This window comes from Escherichia sp. XD33, from assembly GCF_019375075.1.
Classification (GTDB): domain Bacteria; phylum Pseudomonadota; class Gammaproteobacteria; order Enterobacterales; family Enterobacteriaceae; genus Enterobacter; species Enterobacter flexneri_A.
Genome location: NZ_JAENDM010000019.1, coordinates 51,684 through 71,339 on the forward strand (window position 1 = coordinate 51,684; position 19,656 = coordinate 71,339).

The 19,656-nt window shown below is 53.2% G+C and carries 22 protein-coding genes and 1 pseudogene; 14 read left to right on the top strand and 9 right to left on the bottom strand.

Translation table 11 applies throughout. The features are described 5' to 3' along the window. Positions 1–3 precede the first annotated feature (3 nt). Positions 4–876, top strand: a complete 873-nt coding sequence (locus K0778_RS13130; protein ID WP_000158547.1) for an aldose 1-epimerase — start codon at positions 4–6, stop codon at positions 874–876. Positions 877–923: 47 nt separating this feature from the next. Here the strand turns inward: K0778_RS13130 and K0778_RS13135 are convergent, their stop codons facing one another. From K0778_RS13135 to hcaE, 6 genes are all read right to left on the bottom strand, one after another. Further along, on the bottom strand, positions 924–1,346 hold the full coding sequence (locus tag K0778_RS13135; RefSeq protein ID WP_001094726.1) for a DoxX family protein: 423 nt from the start codon (positions 1,344–1,346) through the stop codon (positions 924–926). A gap of 96 nt (positions 1,347–1,442) precedes the next feature. After that, positions 1,443–2,645: a phenylpropionate dioxygenase ferredoxin reductase subunit gene (gene hcaD / locus K0778_RS13140; protein ID WP_000660788.1), complete on the bottom strand. Its 1,203-nt coding sequence runs from the start codon at positions 2,643–2,645 to the stop codon at positions 1,443–1,445. A 9-nt stretch (positions 2,646–2,654) separates the two neighbouring features. Further along, positions 2,655–3,467, bottom strand: a complete 813-nt coding sequence (hcaB, locus tag K0778_RS13145) for a 3-phenylpropionate-dihydrodiol/cinnamic acid-dihydrodiol dehydrogenase (RefSeq protein WP_001281379.1) — start codon at positions 3,465–3,467, stop codon at positions 2,655–2,657. After that, entirely contained in the window at positions 3,464–3,784 is a 321-nt protein-coding gene (locus K0778_RS13150; protein ID WP_001618764.1) for a bifunctional 3-phenylpropionate/cinnamic acid dioxygenase ferredoxin subunit, read from the bottom strand. The genes hcaB and K0778_RS13150 overlap by 4 nt, the downstream gene beginning before the upstream one ends. Further along, on the bottom strand, positions 3,784–4,302 hold the full coding sequence (gene hcaF, locus K0778_RS13155) for a 3-phenylpropionate/cinnamic acid dioxygenase subunit beta (RefSeq protein WP_001276072.1): 519 nt from the start codon (positions 4,300–4,302) through the stop codon (positions 3,784–3,786). Before hcaF ends, K0778_RS13150 begins: the two co-directional genes overlap by 1 nt. Next, positions 4,299–5,660, bottom strand: a complete 1,362-nt coding sequence (hcaE, locus tag K0778_RS13160; protein WP_000211172.1) for a 3-phenylpropionate/cinnamic acid dioxygenase subunit alpha — start codon at positions 5,658–5,660, stop codon at positions 4,299–4,301. Before hcaE ends, hcaF begins: the two co-directional genes overlap by 4 nt. Before the next feature lie 135 nt (positions 5,661–5,795). Between hcaE and hcaR the strand changes: the two genes are divergently transcribed. Both hcaR and K0778_RS13170 read left to right on the top strand, forming a co-directional pair. After that, positions 5,796–6,686, top strand: a complete 891-nt coding sequence (gene hcaR / locus K0778_RS13165) for a DNA-binding transcriptional regulator HcaR (RefSeq protein WP_000423261.1) — start codon at positions 5,796–5,798, stop codon at positions 6,684–6,686. Positions 6,687–6,845: 159 nt separating this feature from the next. Further along, positions 6,846–7,985 (top strand): 3-phenylpropionate MFS transporter, encoded by a 1,140-nt coding sequence (locus tag K0778_RS13170; protein ID WP_000244193.1) that lies wholly within the window; start codon positions 6,846–6,848, stop codon positions 7,983–7,985. Here K0778_RS13170 and csiE read toward each other — a convergent pair. The 3 genes from csiE to suhB form a co-directional block, all read right to left on the bottom strand. Next, a complete protein-coding gene (csiE, locus tag K0778_RS13175) occupies positions 7,977–9,257 on the bottom strand; it encodes a stationary phase inducible protein CsiE (protein WP_000982994.1) in 1,281 nt (426 codons plus the stop codon). The genes K0778_RS13170 and csiE overlap by 9 nt on opposite strands. A gap of 190 nt (positions 9,258–9,447) precedes the next feature. After that, on the bottom strand, positions 9,448–10,302 hold the full coding sequence (locus tag K0778_RS13180) for an alpha/beta hydrolase (RefSeq protein ID WP_001297705.1): 855 nt from the start codon (positions 10,300–10,302) through the stop codon (positions 9,448–9,450). 144 nt (positions 10,303–10,446) lie between these two features. Next, the gene (gene suhB, locus K0778_RS13185) at positions 10,447–11,250 is read right to left on the bottom strand and encodes an inositol-1-monophosphatase (RefSeq protein WP_000553451.1); all 804 of its coding nucleotides are present in this window, start codon (positions 11,248–11,250) and stop codon (positions 10,447–10,449) included. A gap of 118 nt (positions 11,251–11,368) precedes the next feature. Here suhB and trmJ point away from each other — a divergent pair, with 118 nt between their 5' ends. The 11 genes and pseudogenes from trmJ to K0778_RS28595 all read left to right on the top strand — a co-directional run. After that, complete coding sequence (gene trmJ / locus K0778_RS13190; RefSeq protein WP_000940019.1) at positions 11,369–12,109, top strand: tRNA (cytosine(32)/uridine(32)-2'-O)-methyltransferase TrmJ; 741 nt, start codon at positions 11,369–11,371, stop codon at positions 12,107–12,109. Between the two features lie 360 nt (positions 12,110–12,469). Beyond that, positions 12,470–12,958, top strand: coding sequence for a Fe-S cluster assembly transcriptional regulator IscR (iscR, locus tag K0778_RS13195; RefSeq protein WP_001241357.1), 489 nt, complete (start codon positions 12,470–12,472; stop codon positions 12,956–12,958). 111 nt (positions 12,959–13,069) lie between these two features. Further along, positions 13,070–14,284: a cysteine desulfurase gene (gene iscS / locus K0778_RS13200; protein ID WP_001295373.1), complete on the top strand. Its 1,215-nt coding sequence runs from the start codon at positions 13,070–13,072 to the stop codon at positions 14,282–14,284. Positions 14,285–14,311: 27 nt separating this feature from the next. Beyond that, the gene (iscU, locus tag K0778_RS13205) at positions 14,312–14,698 is read left to right on the top strand and encodes a Fe-S cluster assembly scaffold IscU (protein ID WP_000331707.1); all 387 of its coding nucleotides are present in this window, start codon (positions 14,312–14,314) and stop codon (positions 14,696–14,698) included. 16 nt (positions 14,699–14,714) lie between these two features. Further along, the gene (gene iscA, locus K0778_RS13210) at positions 14,715–15,038 is read left to right on the top strand and encodes an iron-sulfur cluster assembly protein IscA (protein WP_000028953.1); all 324 of its coding nucleotides are present in this window, start codon (positions 14,715–14,717) and stop codon (positions 15,036–15,038) included. A 95-nt stretch (positions 15,039–15,133) separates the two neighbouring features. After that, complete coding sequence (gene hscB, locus K0778_RS13215) at positions 15,134–15,649, top strand: co-chaperone HscB (RefSeq protein WP_000384413.1); 516 nt, start codon at positions 15,134–15,136, stop codon at positions 15,647–15,649. A 16-nt stretch (positions 15,650–15,665) separates the two neighbouring features. Next, entirely contained in the window at positions 15,666–17,516 is a 1,851-nt protein-coding gene (hscA, locus tag K0778_RS13220; RefSeq protein ID WP_001196613.1) for a Fe-S protein assembly chaperone HscA, read from the top strand. 1 nt (position 17,517) lies between these two features. Continuing rightward, the gene (gene fdx / locus K0778_RS13225; protein ID WP_001124469.1) at positions 17,518–17,853 is read left to right on the top strand and encodes an ISC system 2Fe-2S type ferredoxin; all 336 of its coding nucleotides are present in this window, start codon (positions 17,518–17,520) and stop codon (positions 17,851–17,853) included. A gap of 11 nt (positions 17,854–17,864) precedes the next feature. Continuing rightward, on the top strand, positions 17,865–18,065 hold the full coding sequence (gene iscX, locus K0778_RS13230; protein ID WP_000523616.1) for a Fe-S cluster assembly protein IscX: 201 nt from the start codon (positions 17,865–17,867) through the stop codon (positions 18,063–18,065). A 177-nt stretch (positions 18,066–18,242) separates the two neighbouring features. Next, positions 18,243–19,526, top strand: a complete 1,284-nt coding sequence (gene pepB, locus K0778_RS13235) for an aminopeptidase PepB (protein ID WP_063084669.1) — start codon at positions 18,243–18,245, stop codon at positions 19,524–19,526. Positions 19,527–19,534: 8 nt separating this feature from the next. Then, positions 19,535–19,638, top strand: a pseudogene (locus tag K0778_RS28595) (hypothetical protein); the annotation flags it as partial. Between the last annotated feature and the right edge of the window lie 18 nt (positions 19,639–19,656).

A 19,656-nucleotide genomic window follows, 5' to 3' on the forward strand; every position in this document is an offset into this window, starting at 1 on the left:
CGGATGACCATCTATACCTTATCCCACGGGTCGCTAAAGCTGGACGTTTCTGACCAGGGCGGCGTAATCGAAGGCTTCTGGCGCGATACGACGCCGCTCTTACGTCCTGGTAAAAAAAGCGGTGTGGCAACCGATGCCTCATGTTTTCCGCTGGTGCCATTTGCAAACCGGGTGAGCGGCAATCGTTTTGTCTGGCAGGGGCGTGAGTATCAACTGCAACCGAATGTTGAGTGGGATGCGCACTATCTACACGGCGATGGCTGGCTGGGCGAGTGGCAATGTGTCTCGCACAGCGATGATAGTTTGTGTCTGGTGTATGAACATCGCAGCGGTGTCTATCACTATCGGGTAAGTCAGGCGTTTCATTTAACGGCGGATACGCTGACGGTGACGCTCTCTGTCACCAATCAAGGGGCAGAGACGCTGCCATTTGGTACCGGCTGGCATCCTTATTTTCCGTTGTCGCCGCAAACGCGGATTCAGGCACAGGCGAGCGGTTACTGGCTGGAGCGGGAGCAGTGGCTGGCGGGTGAGTTTTGCGAGCAGCTACCGCAGGAACTGGATTTTAACCAGCCCGCGCCGTTGCCGCGCCAGTGGGTGAACAATGGTTTTGCCGGATGGAATGGTCAGGCCCGCATCGAGCAGCCGCAGGAAGGTTATGCCATCATCATGGAAACGACGCCACCTGCACCGTGTTATTTCATCTTTGTTTCCGACCCTGCGTTTGATAAAGGATATGCGTTTGATTTCTTCTGTCTGGAACCGATGAGCCATGCGCCGGATGATCATCATCGCCCGGAAGGGGGTGATCTCATTGCGCTAGCACCAGGGGAATCAACAACTTCAGAGATGTCGTTGCGGGTAGAGTGGCTGTAATTTATTAAATGCCGGATAAGGCGTTCACGCCGCATCCGGCATCTTTCCTAACGCCGATCGAGAGAAATTGCCCCCGGCCCGGTAATTGCCAATAGCAAGAACGCGCCAGCGATACTGACATTCTTCCAGAAATTAATCATATTTGGCCCAACCGCATCGCCGGTCATATCCCAGTAATGGTGACCAATCACCGCCGTACCCAGCGTGTAGAAAATAAACAGCACCGCCAGCGGACGGGTGAAAAAGCCAAGCACGATTAATATCGCGGCGGGCACTTCCATAACTACCGCAATAATCGCTGCCAGCATCGGCATTGGCGCGCCCAACGAGGCCATATATTGGACCGTACCGTCAAAGCCCATCATTTTGGGAAAACCAAAAATAATGAAAATTAAGACCACGGCGATACGGGCAATTAATAACAAAACGGGGCGGGCAGCTCCAAAATCAAAATAACGTAGTGTGTTCATAACCAATCCCTTTGCAAGATAATGTGATTTAAACGTAATACACACTCTTGCACCTCGCCACGCCCCAGGCATTGAGATATTCGCTAATTATCCTGGTTACAGTGATTTAAGCGCGATGTTCTCATCTATCAGCAGTTTCGCATCAAACGTTTTGCCGCTCTGGATCCATTTGCGAATTGGGCGAATCTCACGCCCCTGATTCAGCGTGACCGCACCGATAAGCACGCCGTTTTGCAGATTAAACCAAATCGCCTTCTGAGTTTCCGGGTTGCCACGACAAAGCCAGTCATCGCCACGCATATCGCCAATAAACTGTAAGTTATCACTGTACTGATCGCTCCAGAACCACGGCGGCGGCAGTAGCGGTAGCGGTAGCCCTAACATTGCGGCAGCGGCAATTTGCGCCTGGTTATTGGCGTTTTCCCAGCTTTCGCAGCGGTGTAGTGCACCATTATCAAGACGAGTGATTGCCACATCGCCACCGGCAAAGATCGCGGGATCGCAGGTGCGGCAAGCCTCATCAATGACAATGCCATTGGCAGTATCAAGGTTGGCCTCGCGAGCCAGTTGCTCGTTGGCGCTGATACCAATACCGTAAATCACCACATCAGCCTGAAGCGTTTCCCCACTTTGCAGCGTCAGTTCTACTTTTTCACCATCGACCACATGTTCAATGGCATTATTGAGCAGAATGCGCACACCAGCCTGCTGGTGGCGCTGTAAAAGATAGCGTTGCACGGGCGGTGGTGCATTACGGCCCATGACGGTTGCCGCCAGTTCAATCACTGTCACCTTACATCTGCGCTGCGTGGCGCTGGCAGCCAGTTCCAGACCAATAGTTCCGGCACCGATAATCACGACTGACCGTTCGGGCTGCAGAACTTCTCGCAGTCTGGCGGCATCACCGGCATGGCGTAGGGTAAAGCAGCGTTCTCCCAGTGCATCAAGCAACGGCAGCGGTCGAGCTGCCGCGCCGGTTGCTATAAAAAGCTGATCCCAGTGCCAGCTTTCGCCGTTGGTTAACACTAACTCTCGTGTGTCGCGACCCAGCGTTTTGATGGTTACACCGGAATGCAGATGAACATTGTTTTCCTGCCACCAGTTAGCGGGTAACACCTGCTGTAACTGCGGGGAATCTTCCAGCAACATGGATTTCGAGAGTGGAGGTCGTTCATAAGGAAGATGTCGCTCATCGGAAAACAGATGCAGCTCACCGGTGAACCCTTGCTGGCGTAGCGAGGCCGCAGCCATTGCCGCCGCTTGCCCGCCACCGACAATAATGATCGTTTTTTCTTTCATCGTGCTTCCTTAAAGATCCAGCCCAGCCGCTACGTGGCGAATGCCGCGAATCGCTAAACCCGCATCAGCGTTGATCATCACACCGCTTAATGCGCGATTATTGCGCCGCGATGTCAACATCACATACGGCCCCGTAAAATCCGCCGGTTGCGGGAAAAATTGCAGCGGTAAAATGGCGGCAATTTTCTCCGGCGTCAGAGACTGCATTATCGAGGTTTCACTTTGCCCGAGCGCCTGTGGGCCGCGCAGGTCGCTGGCCATACCACACGGGCCGACGCCATTCACCCGCACTTTCGGTGCCAGTTCATAAGCCAGTTGGCGAATAAGTCCGGTTGCGGCATGTTTACTGGCGGTGTACAGCGGGCCACCGCCGCCAGGATACCAGGCGGCATTTGACAGTGTGAAAATCATGCTGCCTTCACTGGCGATTAACGCCGGAGCGCAGGCTTTTGCGCCCAGCAGGTAACCGAGAACATTGACGTTAAACAGCTCGTGGAAGCCGGTTTCGAGCGTCTCTGCGGGAGTATTAACCAGTGAGGCATTGTGATCCCAGATGCCTGCATTGCCGATAAAACAATCCAGCTTGCCGGAACGAGTCAGGATCTGATCGACCGCGCGTTGATAATCGGCATAACAGGTCACGTTACCTTCCACCGCCAGAATATGTTCGCCAAATCGCTGACGCAGACTGGCGACTTTTGCCGCCGACAGTTCCAGCGTGGCAACCTGCGCGCCTTCTTCGATAAATCGCTCGACCAGCGCCAGCCCTAATCCCGATCCGCCGCCGGTAATAAAAATGGACTCGTTATGCAGATCGCTCATGGCTGCGCCTCCGGTAAGTCGATGAAAATGTCACCACCTTCAACGTGTACTGGATAAGTGGTGAGCGGATCGGTGGCGGGCAGGCATAACGCTTTCCCCGTTTTCAGGCAAAAACTGGCGGCGTGTAGCGGGCACTCCACCGTGGCGTCATCTTCCAGATACCCTTCTGACATTGACGCATTACCATGGCTGCAACGATCTTTAATGGCATAAAACTCGCCGCCAACGTTGAACAGGGCGATGACGGGCGAGGTATCGATCCGGAGAGCCTCACCCTCCGGCACATCCGCAACGGGACACGCATAAATTCGATTCATCAGAACAGTACACTCAGGTTATGGGAAGTGATTACCGCTTGATCCAGGACGATATCCCGTTCCAGCAAGCGCCAGTTGTCATCTTCCAGACGGCGAACTTTGTCGAAACGCGTTCCAACATAGAATGTTTCATCGCGCTCTTTTTGTGCCCGATAAAGCAGATAATTTACCCGCACAGCAAATACGTTTGGGATGTCGGTTTCGCTTATCTGGCAGTTGCTGATTAAGTGACGGGTGCGTGACGGCGGCTCTTCTGCCCAGGCCATGCCCGTTTCCAGACGGGCGATTCGCCGCTCCAGCTGGTCTTTGGTGTCATTAAAAATCCAGGTTGTCGGTGGCTGGACGCCTTTGCGGCGGTCGCGTGTTTGCGCGTTAACTGTGGTGCGCATGGTGTAACGAATCTCTTCGTCGAGCTGCGCCAGCCAGTCACGAAATTTCCAGTCGTCCAGTAAGCTGGCTTCGTGAAAGAGAAACTGGCTAATGCGGTGATGTAACTCTAGTGAAACTTGCGCACTCATTTCATCACCTCCTGCTGGTAAGCGGCGGTTTTATCGAGCACTTCCTGCCAGCTTTCGCTACTCAGAAGATCGGCCCAGCGTTGGTACATTCCACGAGCGGCAGTTTCTGAAAAGATATAGTTAGTAATGCCAGGAATGCCGTCGTCGCGGCGCTTTTCCTGACCAAGCCCCATTTCCAGACACAGTTTGCTGTTGCGGGCGCGGTGGCCTTTAAGCAATTTCTGGATTTCACACCAGTTCTCCGAGTCATCCTGCTCGAGAAAACCAGCAGGACCAAAAGCACGAGTGGCGCTGTTTTCAAAAGCGGCTTTAACTTCATCGGAGGCGGCTTTGTCAGTAATACAGAACGCCCACACTTCAACTTGATCAGGGCCGCGCGGATGCCAGACGCGGAGTGTGGCAGTGCCGTTTAGCCATGAAAGCGTGGGGAAAATATTGTTATGACCCGCCAGGCGCAGGGCGCGAACTTCACCTAAACGTTGTTCTGCTTCGGCATAGGTTTCGCGGTAATAGCTTGAAACTGCGCCATCGACCCAGACATTAGCATCCGGTTTTTCAGTAAAGAAGAAACCGCTACCGTGACCGTCCTGACCAAATTGCAGCGCATCTTTGGCGGTTTCCCACACCGGGCGGGCGGTTTGTCCATCACCGAGGCGCTTATCGCTGCCATCATCTTTCGCCCCTAATACCTGAACGGCAGAAGCATGGCTGAACAGAGCATGATACTGGTCACTGGCGAACTGCTCTGCCGGGAATTTCCAGTTACAGTTGATCACCCACTTTTGTACGCCGCCGACAATTTCGGTGCCGCCTTCGCGACGATCCAGCATGCCATCCAGATACCAGGCAATGTCACCCAGGTAATCACGCAGGCCCGGTGCGCTGGTATCCCAGTTGCCAAAAATTAGCCCTTTATAACTCTCCACACAAGGAACTTCGTTTAGTCCCCAGTGGGATTTACACAACCCTTGTGGGTAGGCGCGAGGTTCCAGCGGTACATCGATCAACTCGCCGTTAATGCCATAAGACCAGCCGTGATACGGGCAGGTAAAGGCGCGAGTGTTGCCGCAATCTGCATAACTCACACGCATGGCCCGGTGGCGGCATTGGTTGAGAAACGCCTTGATGCTGCCGTCTTTCTGACGCACTACGACAACCGCATCTTCTCCCATGTAGGTGTTAAAGAAATCACCGGGTTTTGGGATCTGGCTTTCGTGGGCGAGAAATAGCCAGCAACGACCAAAAATACGCTCAAGCTCCAGTTGGTAAATATCCGGGTCGGTATAAATACGCGGAGTGACCCGACCATTTTGGGTGTCAATCAGTTGGTAAATGTTCAAATCTGAGGGTGTGGTCATATTTTTTAATCCTGAAAGATAAGATGTATTGACCTTCTATTTTTGTGCCATAAGGATGTTGCTGGTTGGTTGCTAATATGTGAAATAGTTAATTTCTACCAGCTGAGACGTTTTTTCGATAACAAGGGGAAGGTGATGGAACTACGGCATTTACGCTATTTCGTCGCAGTGGCGCAGGCACTGAACTTTACCCGTGCGGCGGAAAAACTGCATACCTCACAGCCTTCGTTAAGCAGCCAGATCCGCGATCTTGAAAACTGTGTCGGTGTTCCGTTACTGGTGAGGGATAAGCGCAAAGTCGCGTTGACGGCGGCGGGAGAATGTTTTCTCCAGGACGCGCTGGCAATCCTCGAACAAGCGGAAAATGCCAAATTACGGGCGCGGAAAATTGTTCAGGAAGACAGACAATTAACCATTGGCTTTGTGCCATCGGCGGAAGTGAATTTACTGCCAAAAGTATTACCGATGTTTCGTCTCAGACAGCCAGACACCTTGATTGAGCTGGTGAGTTTAATCACCACGCAACAGGAGGAAAAAATTCGCCGTGGTGAACTCGACGTCGGCTTAATGCGCCATCCTGTTTATAGCCCGGAGATTGATTATCTGGAGCTTTTTGACGAACCATTAGTGGTTGTGTTACCGGTTGATCACCCTTTAGCACATGAAAAAGAGATCACCGCCGCGCAACTGGATGGCGTGAATTTCGTCAGTACCGATCCGGTGTATTCCGGTTCGCTTGCGCCGATCGTTAAAGCGTGGTTTGCGCAAGAAAACAGCCAGCCAAATATCGTCCAGGTGGCAACGAATATTCTGGTGACCATGAATCTGGTGGGCATGGGGCTGGGCGTCACTTTGATACCCGGTTATATGAATAATTTTAATACCGGACAGGTTGTTTTTCGTCCCATTGCCGGAAATGTGCCTTCCATTGCTTTACTGATGGCGTGGAAGAAAGGGGAGATGAAGCCGGCATTACGCGATTTCATCGCCATTGTGCAGGAACGTTTGGCAAGCGTAACGGCATAATTACGCATTATTTTTGCAACATGCGTCGCGGATCTCAGTTTTTTAGTGCTTGTGAACTGGCGTTACAGACATCGGGAAGCAGGCTCGAATATTCTTATTTTTCAACTTGCACCAACATTCGATTAACCCCAGACTAACGCCTCCTGACGGGAGGGACTCATGGTTTTGCAATCCACGCGCTGGTTGGCGCTCGGCTATTTCACATACTTTTTTAGTTACGGCATTTTTCTACCTTTCTGGAGCGTCTGGCTTAAAGGGATTGGTTTAACGCCAGAAACCATCGGCCTGTTATTGGGGGCAGGTCTGGTTGCCCGTTTCCTCGGGAGTTTGCTCATCGCGCCCCGCGTCAGCGATCCTTCCCGCCTGATTTCCGCCTTGCGCGTGCTGGCACTGCTGACACTTCTCTTTGCTGTCGCCTTCTGGGCGGGGGCGCACGTAGCGTGGCTGATGCTGGTGATGATTGGCTTTAACCTCTTTTTCTCACCACTGGTACCGTTGACCGATGCACTGGCGAATACGTGGCAAAAGCAGTTCCCGCTTGATTACGGCAAAGTGCGACTGTGGGGCTCGGTGGCGTTTGTCATTGGCTCGGCGCTGACGGGCAAACTGGTCACTATGTTTGATTATCGGGTGATCCTCGCGCTGTTGACGTTGGGCGTGGCATCCATGCTGCTCGGCTTTCTCATCCGTCCGACGATTCAGCCACAAGGGGCAAGTCGCCAGCAGGAGAGCACCGGTTGGTCTGCGTGGTTGGCGCTGGTTCGCCAGAACTGGCGCTTTCTGGCCTGCGTTTGTTTATTGCAGGGGGCACATGCGGCCTATTACGGTTTTAGCGCCATTTACTGGCAGGCAGCTGGCTACTCGGCCTCGGCGGTGGGGTATTTGTGGTCGCTGGGCGTGGTGGCGGAAGTCATTATCTTTGCGCTGAGTAATAAACTTTTCCGCCGTTGTAGTGCACGCGATATGCTGTTGATCTCGGCGATTTGCGGCGTAGTGCGCTGGGGCATTATGGGAGCAACTACGGCGTTGCCGTGGTTGATAGTGGTGCAAATTCTGCATTGCGGCACCTTCACGGTCTGCCACCTGGCCGCCATGCGTTATATTGCTGCTCGCCAGGGTAGCGAAGTCATCCGTTTACAGGCGGTTTACTCTGCCGTCGCGATGGGCGGCAGTATCGCTATCATGACCGTTTTCGCCGGTTTCCTGTATCAATATCTGGGCCACGGCGTGTTCTGGGTAATGGCGCTGGTGGCGCTTCCGGCAATGTTTTTGCGCCCGAAAGTTGTTCCCTCATGCTGATTCGAGCATTTTGCGGATCTGCTCCTGTTGATGTGTTGTCAGCGTCAGGTCCGTATAGATCAGCGGTGGTGAAAAGAGCGGTAATGGCATGGTATAAGGCGCAATAATCAGTGCCGCGCCACGCGGAGCGCCTGTCTGCAAAAATGCCTTTACCGACATATGCTTAATGTTGAGCGGCAGTAACGTTAGTTCGCGTAACTGCTGCTCAATCTGCGCTTCTCGCTCGCTATCATTCCCGGTAAGAAGAATAATCTGTTTTTCATGCAGATCGTTTTCCTGCATTAGCCAGGCACCGAAAATCACCGCGACCAGACCACTTTCCTCATCAGAAAGATGGACGCCGTATTCACTTTCAAATCCGGCCAGCGCCGCGCGGGTGGTGCGCACCAGGCGTGGGTACAGTCTGGCGAACTCTTCCGGCAGGGTATTATCAATACCGATGGCAAACAAACTGCGATTTAACGCCTGGGCGAGGTGGGTATAAAGCTGATCACATAACCCCTGTTCATCATAAAAACGAACATTTCCCAGCTCACGAAAATGGTTTACCAGACGTTTGATAGACTGACGCAATTGTCTGTCCCGCTGATGCGCATCCCGCAATGGATCGGGAACCCGCAACATGGAAAAAAGTAGTGCCATAAACAGTGGCTCATCAGGTGGTACAGGCTGGAGCGCCCGACGCTGCCAGTGGCGTCCAATTTCCTGCGCTACCTGAAATTCAAGGCAGGATTCCGCCCAGCGACGTTGGAGCGGATTAAACTGAGGCGTAATTCCAGCGTGGTGCTGCAGCAAACAATATTGCAGATACAGACACAGGAAATGAATATCGCGCGATTCAAAGCGTTTTTGCAGCCGTCGGGAGCAGAGATTCACTAACGCTTGTAGATTGGTATCGTCGTAAAAGTTACGCGCAATTCCGCGCCGCTTCAGTTCACTCTTCAGGGCGGGGGTGAATTGGCTGGTAATAAATGACGGACACAGACGGAAACCACGTCGTAGCCAGTGAAATAAACACAAACGTTGGTTAAGCACTGTACCTTCAACCCGGTAGCTACCGTCATAACCAGTCGTCAGTGTGAGTTGATGATAGCGCAGGATCTCCCGTCCTGTTTCGCTGATATCAAGACTGGCAATATCATCATCCACACCATTAAGCTCGCTGAAGGTTGCCATGGTGGCGGTCAACCCCGGCTGAAAGAGCGTCAGCAAGATCTGGCAGCGGCGCTGGGGAGCCGAAAGGACAGATGGTGGAGCAAGCGTAGGCATCATCTGTAGATCTCCCATAAGCATAATTGATAAGAATAGCTAAAGTTTGCTCAAGGAAATGGCGAAGGGAATGCTAATCATCAGAAATGTTGGCAAGCGTCACAGAATTTTTCTCATCTTAAACTGTTCTGACCAGTGGATTAGCATGTCTTAAGGTGGTTTTGTGAATGATTATCGTGCTAGCGATCATGGGTTAGTTCTGCGGATTCAACGCGCTAAGGATAAAGTCCACCATCTGTTCGCGATAAACATCGCCGTGACGATCGGAAAAAGCATCAATGTGTTCGCCATCCGGGATTAGGATCAACCGTTTTGGCTCTTTTGCCAGGCTATACAACTTTTCGCTGTGCTGCCATGGGATAACGTGATCAGCTTTACCGTGAATGAGTAAAAGCGGGATCGGGCTGACGCTGGCGATATAATTTTCGCCGCTGTAACTCTCATCAAGTAAGTAGCCACTGCCGGGGATCATCTGGTTGGCGATGGTTGCATAAGAGGCAAATGTGGAGTCGAGGATCACCGCACGTATGCCTTCACGATCACCCCGACCAATAACATCCAGAATATTCGCCCCGCCAATACTCTGCCCGAACAGCACCAGACGTTGTGGGTTTACATCACTGCGATGGCGCACCACATTGATGGCACTTTGCGTATCGTCCAGCAATCCGGCCTGGGACGGCGTGCCTTTTGATTTACCAAACCCGCGATAATCAAACATAAAAACGTTGAAATTACGCTCGGGTAACCAACTGACCAGCGGCCAGTGGGCGGACATATTTCCGGCATTGCCGTGAGCATGAATGATGGTTGCGATGGCGTTGTCAGCAGGGCCCGTCGAAGAAGGGATAAACCAGCCTTGCAGACGAGTACCGTCCTTAGCCGTAAATTCGACGGATTCCGCCGACCAGGGATCGGGACCGTAAATTTTATCGTCGGGATAATAGAAGAAGTTGATGGCAACGCGCGGCACTAAATAAACGCAGAAGGCAACAACAAAGAGAATAAACAGAATTTTGGGAACGCGTTTGTTCACTGGCAGTGCCATAACCTTTCCTTGCGACTTCTTTATCATCCATTAATCGGGGAAAGATGGTGGGAGAGTGACGAAAGAAAGTAAAGCGGTGAGGAAGTATTTCGGAATAGCGCCTGAAAGGCGGGGGCGGGTGATTGATATCACCCGCCTGAGTCATTAACGCTTCAGAGCGTCGCTTAACTCGTCACGCATGTTCGCCAGCATGGCTTTAACAACGCGCGGGTTACCAGCAACGATGTTACCGGTCAGCATGTAGTTATGACCACCGGTGAAGTCGCTGACGATGCCGCCCGCTTCACGAACCAGCAGCTCGCCTGCGGCGAAGTCCCACGGGCGCAGACCGATTTCAAAGAAACCGTCAACGCGACCCGCAGCGACGTAAGCCAGATCCAGCGCCGCAGAACCGGTACGACGGAAGTCTGCACATTCGTTGAACAGTTTGCCGACGATGTTGATGTAGGTAGTGGCGTACTGTTTTGCTTTGAACGGGAAGCCGGTCGCCAGAATAGTACCGTCGAGATCACGAGCGGTGCTGCCGCGCAGACGGTAGCCGTTCAGCTGTGCGCCCTGACCGCGAGTGGCGGTGAACAGTTCGTTACGCATAGGATCGTATACCACAGCAACTTCGGTGCGGCCTTTGATACGAACGGCGATAGATACCGCGAAGTGCGGCAGACGTTTGATAAAGTTGGTAGTGCCATCCAGTGGATCAATAACCCATTGAACATCCTGATCAGTACCTTCAAGTTCACCGCTTTCTTCGGTGATGATGGTGTGCTGTGGGTAAGATTTACGAATCGTGTCGATAATCACCGCTTCGGCAGCTTTATCTACGTTGGTCACGAAATCGTTACTGCCTTTCTGGCTCGCTTCTACAGCGTCCGGGGTTTCATAGTTTTTGGCAATTAAATTACCCGCCTTGCGCGCTGCGCGCACGGCGATGTTCAGCATCGGATGCATCGGTCTCTCTCACTGGATGTTAAAGAACGGGAAAACGGCGCAGAGTATAGCAGCGAGATCGGCATCTGTCTTCGTTTTATGATAAGATGCGCGAATAATCTTTAGACGAAGAAAGACAATGCTGCAAAATATTCGAATTGTGCTGGTGGAGACGTCACACACCGGCAATATGGGTTCTGTTGCCCGTGCCATGAAAACAATGGGATTAACCAATCTGTGGCTGGTTAATCCACTGGTGAAACCTGACTCCCAGGCGATTGCCCTGGCGGCGGGGGCCAGCGATGTGATTGGTAATGCTCACATCGTCGATACGCTCGACGAAGCGTTAGCCGGTTGTAGCCTGGTGGTGGGCACCAGCGCACGTTCCCGCACGCTGCCGTGGCCGATGCTCGACCCGCGCGAATGCGGTTTGAAAAGCGTTGCTGAAGCGGCAAATACCCCGGTGGCGCTGGTTTTTGGTCGCGAACGTGTCGGCCTGACCAATGAAGAGTTGCAGAAATGCCATTATCATGTCGCGATTGCGGCTAACCCGGAATACAGCTCGCTGAACCTGGCGATGGCGGTTCAGGTTATTGCCTATGAAGTGCGCATGGCCTGGCTGGCAACTCAGGAAAATGGCGAGCAGGTCGAGCATGAAGAGACGCCGTATCCGCTGGTCGATGATCTGGAGCGTTTTTATGGTCATCTGGAACAAACGCTGCTGGCAACCGGTTTTATCCGTGAAAACCATCCGGGGCAGGTGATGAATAAATTGCGCCGTCTGTTTACCCGTGCGCGCCCGGAAAGCCAGGAGTTGAATATCCTGCGCGGGATTCTGGCTTCTATTGAGCAGCAGAATAAAGGTAACAAGGCCGAATAACAGCCGTTGCCTGATGCAACGCGTAATGCGTCTTATCAGGCCTACAGTGAACAGAACCGTAGGTCGGATAAGGCGTTCACGCCGCATCCGACAGCCGTTGCCTGATGCGACGCGTAATGCGTCTTATCAGGCCTACAGTGTACAGAACCCCAGGGCGGATATGGCGTTCACGCCGCATCCGACAACAGGTACAAACGCCACGATAAAAAAATGGCACTGAAGGTTAAATACCCGACTAAATCAGTCAAGTAAATAGTTGACCAATTTACTCGGGAATGTCAGACTTGACCCTGCTATGCAATACCCCCACTTTTACAATAAAAAACCCCGGGCAGGGGCGAGTTTGAGGTGAAGTAAGACATGAGACTGACATCTAAAGGGCGCTATGCCGTGACCGCAATGCTTGACGTTGCGCTCAACTCTGAAGCGGGCCCGGTACCGTTGGCTGATATTTCCGAACGTCAGGGAATTTCCCTTTCTTATCTGGAACAACTGTTTTCCCGTCTGCGTAAAAATGGTCTGGTTTCCAGCGTACGTGGACCAGGCGGTGGTTATCTGTTAGGCAAAGATGCCAGCAGCATCGCCGTTGGCGAAGTAATTAGCGCCGTTGACGAATCTGTAGATGCCACCCGTTGTCAGGGTAAAGGCGGCTGCCAGGGCGGCGATAAATGCCTGACCCACGCGCTGTGGCGTGATTTGAGCGACCGTCTCACCGGTTTTCTCAACAACATTACTTTAGGCGAACTGGTTAATAACCAGGAAGTGCTGGATGTGTCTGGTCGTCAGCATACTCACGACGCGCCACGCACCCGCACACAAGACGCGATCGACGTTAAGTTACGCGCTTAATAAAAAGAATTCAGAATCAGGCCGGAGTGCTAAATACTCCGTAAACACGGTCGTACATCCAGCCGGTAGCCTGATTCCTTGCATTGAGTGATGTACGGAGTTTATAGAGCAATGAAATTACCGATTTATCTCGACTACTCCGCAACCACGCCGGTGGACCCGCGTGTTGCCGAGAAAATGATGCAGTTTATGACGATGGACGGAACCTTTGGTAACCCGGCCTCCCGTTCTCACCGTTTCGGCTGGCAGGCTGAAGAAGCGGTAGATATCGCCCGTAATCAGATTGCCGATCTGGTCGGCGCTGATCCGCGTGAAATCGTCTTTACCTCTGGTGCAACCGAATCTGACAACCTGGCGATCAAAGGTGCAGCCAACTTTTATCAGAAAAAAGGCAAGCACATCATCACCAGCAAAACCGAACACAAAGCGGTACTGGATACCTGCCGTCAGCTGGAGCGCGAAGGTTTTGAAGTCACCTACCTGGCACCGCAGCGTAACGGCATTATCGACCTGAAAGAACTTGAAGCAGCGATGCGTGACGACACCATCCTCGTGTCCATCATGCACGTAAATAACGAAATCGGCGTGGTGCAGGATATCGCGGCTATCGGCGAAATGTGCCGTGCTCGTGGCATTATCTATCACGTTGATGCAACCCAGAGCGTGGGTAAACTGCCTATCGACCTGAGCCAGTTGAAAGTTGACCTGATGTCTTTCTCCGGTCACAAAATCTATGGCCCGAAAGGTATCGGTGCGCTGTATGTACGTCGTAAACCGCGCGTACGCATCGAAGCGCAAATGCACGGCGGCGGTCACGAGCGCGGTATGCGTTCCGGCACTCTGCCTGTTCACCAGATCGTCGGAATGGGCGAGGCCTATCGCATCGCAAAAGAAGAGATGGCGACCGAGATGGAACGTCTGCGCGGCCTGCGTAACCGTCTGTGGAACGGCATCAAAGATATCGAAGAAGTTTACCTGAACGGTGACCTGGAACACGGTGCGCCGAACATTCTCAACGTCAGCTTCAACTACGTTGAAGGTGAGTCGCTGATTATGGCGCTGAAAGACCTCGCAGTTTCTTCAGGTTCCGCCTGTACGTCAGCAAGCCTCGAACCGTCCTACGTGCTGCGCGCGCTGGGGCTGAACGACGAGCTGGCACATAGCTCTATCCGTTTCTCTTTAGGTCGTTTTACTACTGAAGAAGAGATCGACTACACCATCGAGTTAGTTCGTAAATCCATCGGTCGTCTGCGTGACCTTTCTCCGCTGTGGGAAATGTACAAGCAGGGCGTGGATCTGAACAGCATCGAATGGGCTCATCATTAATCGGTATCGGAATCAGGAGAATTTATAATGGCTTACAGCGAAAAAGTTATCGACCATTACGAGAATCCGCGTAACGTGGGTTCCTTTGACAACAACGACGAGAACGTCGGCAGCGGTATGGTGGGGGCACCGGCCTGTGGCGACGTGATGAAGTTGCAGATTAAAGTCAACGATGAAGGTATCATTGAAGACGCGCGTTTTAAAACTTACGGCTGCGGTTCTGCTATCGCTTCCAGCTCCCTGGTCACCGAATGGGTGAAAGGGAAGTCTCTCGACGAAGCGCAGGCGATCAAAAATACCGATATTGCTGAAGAACTTGAACTGCCGCCGGTGAAAATTCACTGTTCTATTCTGGCAGAAGACGCGATCAAAGCCGCCATTGCGGACTATAAAAGCAAACGTGAAGCAAAATAAGAGTTGAGGTTTGGTTATGTCGATTACACTGAGCGACAGTGCAGCAGCGCGAGTAAATACCTTTCTGGCTAACCGCGGTAAAGGGTTTGGCCTGCGTCTGGGCGTGAGAACCTCCGGGTGTTCAGGTATGGCTTATGTACTGGAATTTGTTGACGAACCGACGCCGGAAGACATCGTGTTTGAAGACAAAGGCGTGAAAGTCGTGGTCGATGGCAAGAGCCTGCAATTTCTGGACGGTACGCAGCTGGACTTCGTAAAAGAAGGCCTGAACGAAGGGTTTAAATTCACCAACCCGAACGTCAAAGATGAGTGTGGTTGCGGCGAAAGCTTCCACGTTTGATGCGCATACCGATAACCCCACCGTGGTCGCCTGCGCGTGGGGTTTGTTTTACCTGATTCGCCGTTATCGCGGCGGATCGCAGCCCTGAGAATGTTATGGATTACTTCACCCTCTTTGGCTTGCCTGCCCGCTATCAACTCGATACCCAGGCGCTGAGCCTGCGTTTTCAGGATCTACAACGTCAGTATCATCCTGATAAATTCGCCAGCGGAAGCCAGGCGGAACAACTCGCCGCCGTACAGCAATCTGCAACCATTAACCAGGCCTGGCAAACGCTGCGTCATCCGTTAATGCGCGCGGAATATTTGCTTTCTTTGCACGGCTTTGATCTCGCCAGCGAGCAGCATACTGTGCGCGACACCGCGTTCCTGATGGAACAGTTGGAGCTGCGCGAAGAGCTGGACGAGATCGAACAGGCGAAAGATGAAGCGCGGCTGGAAAGCTTTATCAAACGTGTGAAAAAGATGTTTGATACCCGCCATCAGTTGATGGTTGAACAGTTAGACAACGAGACGTGGGACGCGGCGGCGGATACCGTGCGTAAGCTGCGTTTTCTCGATAAACTGCGAAGCAGTGCCGAACAACTCGAAGAAAAACTGCTCGATTTTTAATTTCTGGAAGCTAAACATGGCCTTATTACAAATTAGTGAACCTGGTTTGAGTGCTGCGCCGCATCAGCGTCGTCTGGCGGCCGGTATTGACCTGGGCACAACCAACTCGCTGGTGGCGACAGTGCGCAGCGGTCAGGCCGAAACGTTAGCCGATCATGAAGGCCGTCACCTGCTGCCATCTGTTGTTCACTATCAACAGCAAGGGCATTCGGTGGGTTATGACGCGCGTACTAATGCAGCGCTCGATACCGCCAACACAATTAGTTCTGTTAAACGCCTGATGGGACGCTCGCTGGCTGATATCCAGCAACGCTATCCGCATCTGCCTTATCAATTCCAGGCCAGCGAAAACGGCCTGCCGATGATTGAAACGGCGGCGGGGCTGCTGAACCCGGTGCGCGTTTCTGCGGACATCCTCAAAGCACTGGCGGCGCGGGCAACTGAAGCCCTGGCAGGCGAGCTGGATGGTGTAGTTATCACCGTTCCGGCGTACTTTGACGATGCCCAGCGTCAGGGCACCAAAGACGCGGCGCGTCTGGCGGGCCTTCACGTCCTGCGCTTACTTAACGAACCGACCGCTGCGGCTATCGCCTACGGGCTGGATTCCGGTCAGGAAGGCGTGATCGCCGTTTATGACCTCGGTGGCGGGACGTTTGATATTTCCATTCTGCGCTTAAGTCGCGGCGTGTTTGAAGTGCTGGCAACCGGCGGTGATTCCGCGCTCGGCGGCGATGATTTCGACCATCTGCTGGCGGATTACATTCGCGAGCAGGCGGGCATTCCTGATCGTAGCGATAACCGCGTTCAGCGTGAACTGCTGGATGCCGCCATTGCAGCCAAAATCGCGCTGAGCGATGCGGACTCCGTGACCGTTAACGTTGCGGGCTGGCAGGGCGAAATCAGCCGTGAACAATTCAATGAACTGATCGCGCCACTGGTAAAACGAACCTTACTGGCTTGTCGTCGCGCGCTGAAAGACGCGGGTGTAGAAGCTGATGAAGTGCTGGAAGTGGTGATGGTGGGCGGTTCTACTCGCGTGCCGCTGGTGCGTGAACGGGTAGGCGAATTTTTCGGTCGTCCACCGCTGACTTCCATCGACCCGGATAAAGTCGTCGCTATTGGCGCGGCGATTCAGGCGGATATTCTGGTGGGTAACAAGCCAGACAGCGAAATGCTGTTGCTTGATGTGATCCCACTGTCGCTGGGCCTCGAAACGATGGGCGGCCTGGTGGAGAAAGTGATTCCGCGTAATACCACTATTCCGGTGGCCCGCGCTCAGGATTTCACCACCTTTAAAGATGGTCAGACGGCGATGTCTATCCATGTAATGCAGGGTGAGCGCGAACTGGTGCAGGACTGCCGCTCACTGGCGCGTTTTGCGCTGCGTGGTATTCCGGCGCTACCGGCTGGCGGTGCGCATATTCGCGTGACGTTCCAGGTCGATGCCGACGGTCTTTTGAGCGTGACGGCGATGGAGAAATCCACCGGCGTTGAGGCGTCTATTCAGGTCAAACCGTCTTACGGTCTGACCGATAGCGAAATCGCTTCGATGATCAAAGACTCAATGAGCTATGCCGAGCAGGACGTAAAAGCCCGAATGCTGGCAGAACAAAAAGTAGAAGCGGCGCGTGTGCTGGAAAGTCTGCACGGCGCGCTGGCTGCTGATGCCGCGCTGTTAAGCGCCGCAGAACGTCAGGTCATTGACGATGCTGCCGCTCACCTGAGTGAAGTGGCGCAGGGCGATGATGTTGACGCCATCGAACAAGCGATTAAAAACGTAGACAAACAAACCCAGGATTTCGCCGCTCGCCGCATGGACCAGTCGGTTCGTCGTGCGCTGAAAGGCCATTCCGTGGACGAGGTTTAATATGCCAAAGATTGTTATTTTGCCTCATCAGGATCTCTGCCCTGATGGCGCTGTTCTGGAAGCTAATAGCGGTGAAACCATTCTCGACGCAGCTCTGCGTAACGGTATCGAGATTGAACACGCCTGTGAAAAATCCTGTGCTTGCACCACCTGCCACTGCATCGTTCGTGAAGGTTTTGACTCACTGCCGGAAAGCTCAGAGCAGGAAGACGACATGCTGGACAAAGCCTGGGGACTGGAGCCGGAAAGCCGTTTAAGCTGCCAGGCGCGCGTTACCGACGAAGATTTAGTAGTCGAAATCCCGCGTTACACTATCAACCATGCGCGTGAGCATTAACAGAGGTTAGTATGGGACTTAAGTGGACCGATAGCCGCGAAATTGGCGAAGCACTGTACGATGCGTATCCCGATCTTGATCCGAAAACGGTTCGATTCACCGATATGCATCAGTGGATTTGCGATCTGGAAGATTTCGACGACGACCCGCAGGCATCCAACGAGAAAATCCTCGAAGCGATTTTGTTAGTCTGGCTGGACGAGGCCGAATAATTTCCGCGTCATGCTTCACGCCGCAGATGCGTTGGCTGCGCTCGTTCACCCCAGTCACATAGTTATCTATGCTCCTGGGGCTTCACTCACTTGCCGCCTTCCTGCAACGCGAATCATTTAGCGGAAAAATCCTGGGGCTGCCAACTGGCGGCCCTTTTACAAAGAAGGATAACTAAAATGACAGAAGCGATGAAAATTACCCTCTCTACCCAACCTGCCGACGCGCGCTGGGGAGAAAAAGCAACTTACAGCATTAATAATGATGGCATTACCCTGCATTTGAACGGGGCAGACGATCTGGGGCTGATCCAGCATGCGGCCCGCAAGATTGACGGTCTGGGCATCAAGCATGTTCAGTTAAGCGGTGAAGGTTGGGATGCGGATCGCTGCTGGGCATTCTGGCAAGGTTACAAAGCCCCGAAAGGCACGCGTAAAGTGGTGTGGCCGGATCTGGACGATGCCCAGCGCCAGGAACTGGATAACCGCCTGATGATCATCGACTGGGTGCGTGACACCATCAACGCACCGGCAGAAGAATTGGGACCATCGCAACTGGCACAGCGTGCTGTTGATCTGATCAGCAACGTCGCGGGCGATCGTGTGACTTATCGGATCACCAAAGGCGAAGATCTGCGTGAGCAAGGTTATATGGGGCTGCACACAGTCGGACGCGGTTCAGAACGTTCTCCGGTATTGCTGGCGCTGGATTACAACCCAACTGGCGATAAAGAAGCGCCAGTGTACGCGTGCCTGGTAGGTAAAGGTATCACTTTTGACTCCGGCGGCTACAGCATCAAACAGACTGCGTTTATGGACTCGATGAAGTCGGACATGGGCGGCGCGGCAACGGTTACCGGGGCGCTGGCATTTGCCATTACGCGCGGACTGAACAAGCGCGTGAAGCTGTTCCTCTGCTGTGCGGATAACCTGATTAGCGGCAATGCGTTCAAGCTGGGCGATATCATCACCTATCGCAACGGTAAAAAAGTTGAAGTGATGAACACTGATGCCGAAGGGCGTCTGGTGCTTGCCGATGGTTTGATTGATGCCAGTGCGCAGAAACCGGAACTGATCATTGATGCGGCGACCCTCACCGGGGCGGCGAAAACTGCGCTGGGTAATGATTATCACGCGCTGTTCAGTTTTGACGATGCGCTTGCCGGTCGTTTGCTGGCGAGTGCCTCACAAGAGAACGAACCATTCTGGCGTCTGCCGCTGGCGGAATTCCACCGCAGCCAGCTGCCGTCTAACTTTGCCGAACTGAACAATACCGGAAGCGCGGCGTATCCGGCAGGCGCGAGCACGGCGGCGGGCTTCCTGTCGCACTTTGTTGAGAACTATCAGCAAGGCTGGCTGCATATCGACTGCTCGGCGACTTACCGTAAAGCGCCGGTTGAACAGTGGTCTGCGGGCGCTACGGGACTTGGTGTGCGCACGATTGCTAATCTGTTAACGGCGTAAACTAATATGCCGGATGCGGCGTAAACGTCTTATCCGGCCTACAAATTCTGCAAATTCAACAAATTGCGAATCCCTTGTAGGCCTGATAAGCGTAGCGCATCAGGCATTTGCGCCCCGAACGTTGAATGAA

Excerpts from the sequence above, each read along its gene's own strand:
- K0778_RS13150 (WP_001618764.1), bottom strand. The coding sequence starts at position 3,784 with ATGAATCGAATTTATGCGTGTCCCGTTGCGGATGTGCCGGAGGGTGAG.
- K0778_RS13135 (WP_001094726.1), bottom strand. The coding sequence starts at position 1,346 with ATGAACACACTACGTTATTTTGATTTTGGAGCTGCCCGCCCCGTTTTG.
- iscU (WP_000331707.1), top strand. The coding sequence starts at position 14,312 with ATGGCTTACAGCGAAAAAGTTATCGACCATTACGAGAATCCGCGTAAC.
- hcaR (WP_000423261.1), top strand. The coding sequence starts at position 5,796 with ATGGAACTACGGCATTTACGCTATTTCGTCGCAGTGGCGCAGGCACTG.
- iscS (WP_001295373.1), top strand. The coding sequence starts at position 13,070 with ATGAAATTACCGATTTATCTCGACTACTCCGCAACCACGCCGGTGGAC.
- iscX (WP_000523616.1), top strand. The coding sequence starts at position 17,865 with ATGGGACTTAAGTGGACCGATAGCCGCGAAATTGGCGAAGCACTGTAC.
- iscA (WP_000028953.1), top strand. The coding sequence starts at position 14,715 with ATGTCGATTACACTGAGCGACAGTGCAGCAGCGCGAGTAAATACCTTT.
- K0778_RS13170 (WP_000244193.1), top strand. The coding sequence starts at position 6,846 with ATGGTTTTGCAATCCACGCGCTGGTTGGCGCTCGGCTATTTCACATAC.
- fdx (WP_001124469.1), top strand. The coding sequence starts at position 17,518 with ATGCCAAAGATTGTTATTTTGCCTCATCAGGATCTCTGCCCTGATGGC.
- trmJ (WP_000940019.1), top strand. The coding sequence starts at position 11,369 with ATGCTGCAAAATATTCGAATTGTGCTGGTGGAGACGTCACACACCGGC.
- hcaF (WP_001276072.1), bottom strand. The coding sequence starts at position 4,302 with ATGAGTGCGCAAGTTTCACTAGAGTTACATCACCGCATTAGCCAGTTT.
- hscA (WP_001196613.1), top strand. The coding sequence starts at position 15,666 with ATGGCCTTATTACAAATTAGTGAACCTGGTTTGAGTGCTGCGCCGCAT.
- iscR (WP_001241357.1), top strand. The coding sequence starts at position 12,470 with ATGAGACTGACATCTAAAGGGCGCTATGCCGTGACCGCAATGCTTGAC.
- hscB (WP_000384413.1), top strand. The coding sequence starts at position 15,134 with ATGGATTACTTCACCCTCTTTGGCTTGCCTGCCCGCTATCAACTCGAT.
- K0778_RS13180 (WP_001297705.1), bottom strand. The coding sequence starts at position 10,302 with ATGGCACTGCCAGTGAACAAACGCGTTCCCAAAATTCTGTTTATTCTC.
- pepB (WP_063084669.1), top strand. The coding sequence starts at position 18,243 with ATGACAGAAGCGATGAAAATTACCCTCTCTACCCAACCTGCCGACGCG.
- hcaD (WP_000660788.1), bottom strand. The coding sequence starts at position 2,645 with ATGAAAGAAAAAACGATCATTATTGTCGGTGGCGGGCAAGCGGCGGCA.
- suhB (WP_000553451.1), bottom strand. The coding sequence starts at position 11,250 with ATGCATCCGATGCTGAACATCGCCGTGCGCGCAGCGCGCAAGGCGGGT.
- hcaE (WP_000211172.1), bottom strand. The coding sequence starts at position 5,660 with ATGACCACACCCTCAGATTTGAACATTTACCAACTGATTGACACCCAA.
- hcaB (WP_001281379.1), bottom strand. The coding sequence starts at position 3,467 with ATGAGCGATCTGCATAACGAGTCCATTTTTATTACCGGCGGCGGATCG.
- K0778_RS13130 (WP_000158547.1), top strand. The coding sequence starts at position 4 with ATGACCATCTATACCTTATCCCACGGGTCGCTAAAGCTGGACGTTTCT.
- csiE (WP_000982994.1), bottom strand. The coding sequence starts at position 9,257 with ATGATGCCTACGCTTGCTCCACCATCTGTCCTTTCGGCTCCCCAGCGC.